The organism is Serpens gallinarum, from assembly GCF_014836765.1.
GTDB lineage: Bacteria > Pseudomonadota > Gammaproteobacteria > Pseudomonadales > Pseudomonadaceae > Serpens > Serpens gallinarum.
The window spans coordinates 1-6,108 of the sequence record NZ_JACSQG010000018.1; the positions used below are offsets into that span (position 1 = coordinate 1).

The 6,108-nt window shown below is 58.6% G+C and carries 1 protein-coding gene and 3 rRNA genes; all 4 read left to right on the forward strand.

Going from position 1 to position 6,108, the window contains the following annotated elements; genetic code table 11:
* Window positions 1–55: 55 nt before the first annotated feature.
* The 4 genes from H9642_RS18360 to rrf all read left to right on the forward strand — a co-directional run bounded on the left by H9642_RS18360 (window position 56) and on the right by rrf (window position 6,030).
* Window positions 56–307, forward strand: coding sequence for a 5-oxoprolinase subunit C family protein (locus tag H9642_RS18360; RefSeq protein ID WP_433962722.1), 252 nt, complete (start codon window positions 56–58; stop codon window positions 305–307).
* A gap of 492 nt (window positions 308–799) precedes the next feature.
* Window positions 800–2,320 (forward strand): 16S ribosomal RNA (locus tag H9642_RS18105).
* A 396-nt stretch (window positions 2,321–2,716) separates the two neighbouring features.
* Window positions 2,717–5,822, forward strand: a 23S ribosomal RNA gene (locus H9642_RS18110).
* Between the two features lie 91 nt (window positions 5,823–5,913).
* Window positions 5,914–6,030, forward strand: a 5S ribosomal RNA gene (gene rrf, locus H9642_RS18115).
* The 16S, 23S and 5S rRNA genes sit together here, the layout of an rRNA operon.
* The last annotated feature ends 78 nt before the right edge of the window (window positions 6,031–6,108 follow it).

Here is a 6,108-nt window from a genome sequence, read left to right on the forward strand (position 1 = left end):
GGGGGGGGGGGGGGGGGGGGGGGGCGGGGGGGGCGGGGGGGGGGCGGGGCGGAGGATCGACCGGCGGACGGGCGAGCTCCCGAGCGAGGGGCTCGGCCCCGGCGCGATCCAGGTCCCGCCCGACGGGCGTCCCGTCCTGTTCCTGCGCGACCACCCCGTCACGGGCGGGTACCCCGTGATCGGGGTCGTCGTGGGAGGGGCGCTCGACGCGGCGGCGCAGGTCAGGCCGGGCGACAGGGTCCGGTTCAGGGAGGCACCGCGGGTGCCCGGCGCGGCGGGGCGGGGGCGAGACGGGGCAGCGAGTTGACGGAGCCGCCGGACGCCGCGTAATGTTCTCGAAGTCAGCCCGGCAGGGAGGAACAGACACCACTGCGAAGCTCCTCGGAGCCGCCGCGAAGTGGCTGTTGCCCCGGACTGAAATCCGACATCTTGACCTGGATGCCTCGCGCCTCCAGGACCTGACGTCGGGGATCGTCTTGGATGTTCGGTCCGGTTCGCCGGGTTTGAAACGAAGAGGCCGGTCTGGTAGGTTTGAGAAGTTGCCCCGAGTGAAGGCCTGGGAACGGGTTGGATTCGGTGCGTGTCGGTTGCTTGAGAACTCAACAGTGTGCTTGATAGTTAATGCCAATTGTCCGTCATGGGCGCGTGGTGGCCATCGTTTGGTGGTTGTTGTGTGTTCGTGTCGAGACTACTTATTTGGTATGAATTGAAAACGTCATGTTTTCGGTTTGTAGCCATGATTATGGACCTTCGGGTCCGCTTCGTATGGTTGTTAATCCTTCGGGGTTGATAGCAGACATTTACGGAGAGTTTGATCCTGGCTCAGGACGAACGCTGGCGGCGTGCTTAACACATGCAAGTCGAACGGTGATGCCCAGCTTGCTGGGCGGATCAGTGGCGAACGGGTGAGTAACACGTGAGTAACCTGCCCCAGACTCCGGGATAAGCCTTGGAAACGAGGTCTAATACTGGATATGAGATGCCCCTGCATGGGGAGTGTCTGGAAAGATTTATCGGTCTGGGATGGACTCGCGGCCTATCAGCTTGTTGGTGGGGTAATGGCCTACCAAGGCGACGACGGGTAGCCGGCCTGAGAGGGCGACCGGCCACACTGGGACTGAGACACGGCCCAGACTCCTACGGGAGGCAGCAGTGGGGAATATTGGACAATGGGCGAAAGCCTGATGCAGCGACGCCGCGTGAGGGATGAAGGCCTTCGGGTTGTAAACCTCTTTCAGCAGGGAAGAAGCGCAAGTGACGGTACCTGCAGAAGAAGCGCCGGCTAACTACGTGCCAGCAGCCGCGGTAATACGTAGGGCGCAAGCGTTGTCCGGAATTATTGGGCGTAAAGAGCTCGTAGGCGGTTTGTCGCGTCTGGTGTGAAAACTCAAGGCTCAACCTTGAGCTTGCATCGGGTACGGGCAGACTAGAGTGCGGTAGGGGTGACTGGAATTCCTGGTGTAGCGGTGGAATGCGCAGATATCAGGAGGAACACCGATGGCGAAGGCAGGTCACTGGGCCGCAACTGACGCTGAGGAGCGAAAGCATGGGGAGCGAACAGGATTAGATACCCTGGTAGTCCATGCCGTAAACGTTGGGCACTAGGTGTGGGGCTCATTCCACGAGTTCCGTGCCGCAGCAAACGCATTAAGTGCCCCGCCTGGGGAGTACGGCCGCAAGGCTAAAACTCAAAGGAATTGACGGGGGCCCGCACAAGCGGCGGAGCATGCGGATTAATTCGATGCAACGCGAAGAACCTTACCAAGGCTTGACATACACCGGAAACTTCCAGAGATGGTTGCCCCGCAAGGTCGGTGTACAGGTGGTGCATGGTTGTCGTCAGCTCGTGTCGTGAGATGTTGGGTTAAGTCCCGCAACGAGCGCAACCCTCGTCTTATGTTGCCAGCACGTCATGGTGGGGACTCATAAGAGACTGCCGGGGTCAACTCGGAGGAAGGTGGGGATGACGTCAAATCATCATGCCCCTTATGTCTTGGGCTTCACGCATGCTACAATGGCCGGTACAAAGGGCTGCGATACCGCGAGGTGGAGCGAATCCCAAAAAGCCGGTCTCAGTTCGGATTGGGGTCTGCAACTCGACCCCATGAAGTCGGAGTCGCTAGTAATCGCAGATCAGCAACGCTGCGGTGAATACGTTCCCGGGCCTTGTACACACCGCCCGTCAAGTCACGAAAGTCGGTAACACCCGAAGCCGGTGGCCCAACCCTTGTGGAGGGAGCTGTCGAAGGTGGGACTGGCGATTGGGACTAAGTCGTAACAAGGTAGCCGTACCGGAAGGTGCGGCTGGATCACCTCCTTTCTAAGGAGCATCACTCACGGCCGGCCCTTCGGGGTGGTCGTGCAGAGGCCATGGCACTCGCCGAACGCGTGGGTGGATGGTTGCTCAAGGGTGGAACATTAACGAAGAGCTCGTCCAAGACGGTTCGTGTCAGTACCTGTCTGCCTTCGGGTGGGTGGTGGAACATCACGGGTACGGGGGAGGGGTTCGCCAAGCACACTGTTGGGTCCTGAGGGAACCGCCCGCATGGGTGGGGTCGCTCTGAACGGGCCATCGCGTCTCCTGGGTGAACCGCCAACCGGTTGTGTTGGTAGGCCGTGGGAGCGGGTGGGATCGTCCGTAGCTTGAGAACTGCACAGTGGACGCGAGCATCTTTGTAAGATCAAAGATTTATCTTTGTTCTCTGCAATTTTTTGTTGTCAAGTTTTTAAGGGCACAGGGTGGATGCCTTGGCACTAGGAGCCGATGAAGGACGTTGTAGCCTGCGATAAGCCTCGGGGAGTTGGCAAACGAACCGTGATCCGAGGATCTCCGAATGGGGAAACCCCGCTGGAGTCATGTCCAGTGACCCGCACCTGAATATATAGGGTGTGTGGAGGGAACGTCGGGAAGTGAAACATCTCAGTACCGACAGGAAGAGATATTCCGTGAGTAGTGGCGAGCGAAAGCGGAACAGGCCAAACCGTTCATGTGTGATAGCTACCAGGCGTTGCATGGGCGGGGTTGTGGGACCTTTCAGACCGGGCTGGTACCCGGTCAGGGAGTCAGAAAGTCGCGTTATAGTCGAAGGGCATTGAAAGGCCCGGCACAGAGGGTGCGACCCCCGTAGACGAAATGACGTGGCCTCCCGAAGGGGATCCCAAGTAGCACGGGGCCCGAGAAATCCCGTGTGAATCCGGCAAGACCACTTGCTAAGCCTAAATACTACCTAGTGACCGATAGCGGACCAGTACCGTGAGGGAAAGGTGAAAAGTACCCCGGGAGGGGAGTGAAATAGTACCTGAAACCGTGTGCCTACAATCCGTTGGAGCCTCCCTAGCAGGGGTGACAGCGTGCCTTTTGAAGAATGAGCCTGCGAGTTAGTGCTCAGTGGCAAGGTTAACCCGTGTGGGGAAGCCGTAGCGAAAGCGAGTCTGAATAGGGCGAATGAGTCGCTGGGTCTAGACCCGAAGCGAAGTGATCTAGCCATGGGCAGGTTGAAGCGTGGGTAAGACTACGTGGAGGACCGAACCCACCAGGGTTGAAAACCTGGGGGATGACCTGTGGTTAGGGGTGAAAGGCCAATCAAACTTCGTGATAGCTGGTTCTCCCCGAAATGCATTTAGGTGCAGCCTCGCGTGTTTCTTGCCGGAGGTAGAGCTACTGGATGGCCGATGGGCCCTACAAGGTTACTGACGTCAGCCAAACTCCGAATGCCGGTAAGTGAGAGCGCGGGAGTGAGACTGCGGGGGATAAGCTCCGTAGTCGAGAGGGAAACAGCCCAGACCACCAGCTAAGGCCCCTAAGCGTGTGCTAAGTGGGAAAGGATGTGGAGTTGCACAGACAACCAGGAGGTTGGCTTAGAAGCAGCCACCCTTGAAAGAGTGCGTAATAGCTCACTGGTCAAGTGATTCCGCGCCGACAATGTAGCGGGGCTCAAGTACACCGCCGAAGCTGTGGCATTCACACAAACGCTAGGCCTTCGTGGTCCAGGCGTGTGGATGGGTAGGGGAGCGTCGTGTGGGCAGTGAAGTCGCGGGGTAACCCAGCGGTGGAGCCTACACGAGTGAGAATGCAGGCATGAGTAGCGAAAGACGGGTGAGAAACCCGTCCGCCGAATGACCAAGGGTTCCAGGGCCAGGCTAATCCGCCCTGGGTAAGTCGGGACCTAAGGCGAGGCCGACAGGCGTAGTCGATGGACAAGGAGTTGATATTCTCCTACCGGCGAAGAACCGCCCATACCGAACCCGGTGATGCTAAGCGCCCTTAACCCGCACCGTCTCCTTCGGGAGACATCGCGGGAGCGGCGCGCGACCCGAACCGGTACTAGGTAAGCGTATTAACAGGGGTGACGCAGGAAGGTAGCCCAGCACGGCGATGGTTGACCGTGTCCAAGGTTGTAGGGCGAACAGTAGGCAAATCCGCTGTTCACATAGCCTGAGAACTGATAGATAGCGCGTATGCGCGAATTGGGTGATCCTATGCTGCCAAGAAAAGCCTCGGCGCGAGGTTCTAGCCGCCCGTACCCTAAACCGACTCAGGTGGTCAGGTAGAGAATACTAAGGCGATCGAGAGAATCGTGGTTAAGGAACTCGGCAAAATGCCCCCGTAACTTCGGGAGAAGGGGGGCCCGATGCGTGACGGAACTTGCTTCCCGAGCGTTGACGGCCGCAGAGACCAGGGAGAAGCGACTGTTTACTAAAAACACAGGTCCGTGCGAAGTCGCAAGACGATGTATACGGACTGACGCCTGCCCGGTGCTGGAAGGTTAAGAGGACGGGTCAGCCTTCGGGCGAAGCTCAGAATTTAAGCCCCAGTAAACGGCGGTGGTAACTATAACCATCCTAAGGTAGCGAAATTCCTTGTCGGGTAAGTTCCGACCTGCACGAATGGCGTAACGACTTCTCCGCTGTCTCAACCGCGAACTCGGCGAAATTGCACTACGAGTAAAGATGCTCGTTACGCGCAGCAGGACGGAAAGACCCCGGGACCTTTACTATAGCTTGGTATTGGTGTTCGGTGCGGCTTGTGTAGGATAGGTGGGAGACTGTGAAGCATGCACGCCAGTGTGTGTGGAGTCAACGTTGAAATACCACTCTGGTCGCTCTGGATATCTAACCTCGGTCCGTAATCCGGATCAGGGACAGTGCCTGGTGGGTAGTTTAACTGGGGCGGTTGCCTCCTAAAATGTAACGGAGGCGCTCAAAGGTTCCCTCAGCCTGGTTGGCAATCAGGTGTCGAGTGCAAGTGCACAAGGGAGCTTGACTGTGAGACTGACAGGTCGAGCAGGGACGAAAGTCGGAACTAGTGATCCGGCGGTGGCTTGTGGAAGCGCCGTCGCTCAACGGATAAAAGGTACCCCGGGGATAACAGGCTGATCTTGCCCAAGAGTCCATATCGACGGCATGGTTTGGCACCTCGATGTCGGCTCGTCGCATCCTGGGGCTGGAGTAGGTCCCAAGGGTTGGGCTGTTCGCCCATTAAAGCGGTACGCGAGCTGGGTTTAGAACGTCGTGAGACAGTTCGGTCCCTATCCGCTGCGCGCGCAGGAAACTTGAGAAGGGCTGTCCCTAGTACGAGAGGACCGGGACGGACGAACCTCTGGTGTGCCAGTTGTTCCGCCAGGAGCACGGCTGGTTAGCTACGTTCGGAAGGGGTAACCGCTGAAAGCATCTAAGCGGGAAGCCTGCTTCAAGATGAGGTTTCCATCCCCGCAAGGGGGAGAGGCTCCCAGCTAGACCACTGGGTAGATAGGCCGGATGTGTAAGGCAGGACTAACGACTGCTGAAGCTGACCGGTACTAATAAGCCGACAACTTGATAACACACAAACTTTTTGCTACGCGTCCACTGTGCGGTTCCCGAGATACGGGCACACCCCCACGTAACCGGGGGACCCGAACATCTCCATAGAGTTACGGCGGTCATAGCGAGAGGGAAACGCCCGGTCCCATTCCGAACCCGGAAGCTAAGCCTCTCAGCGCCGATGGTACTGCCCTGGAGACGGGGTGGGAGAGTAGGTCGCCGCCGGACAACCATTCACCAAAGGCCCACCCCGTGAGGGGTGGGCCTTTGGCATACCCCCCACCCCCCACCCCCCCCCCCCCCCCC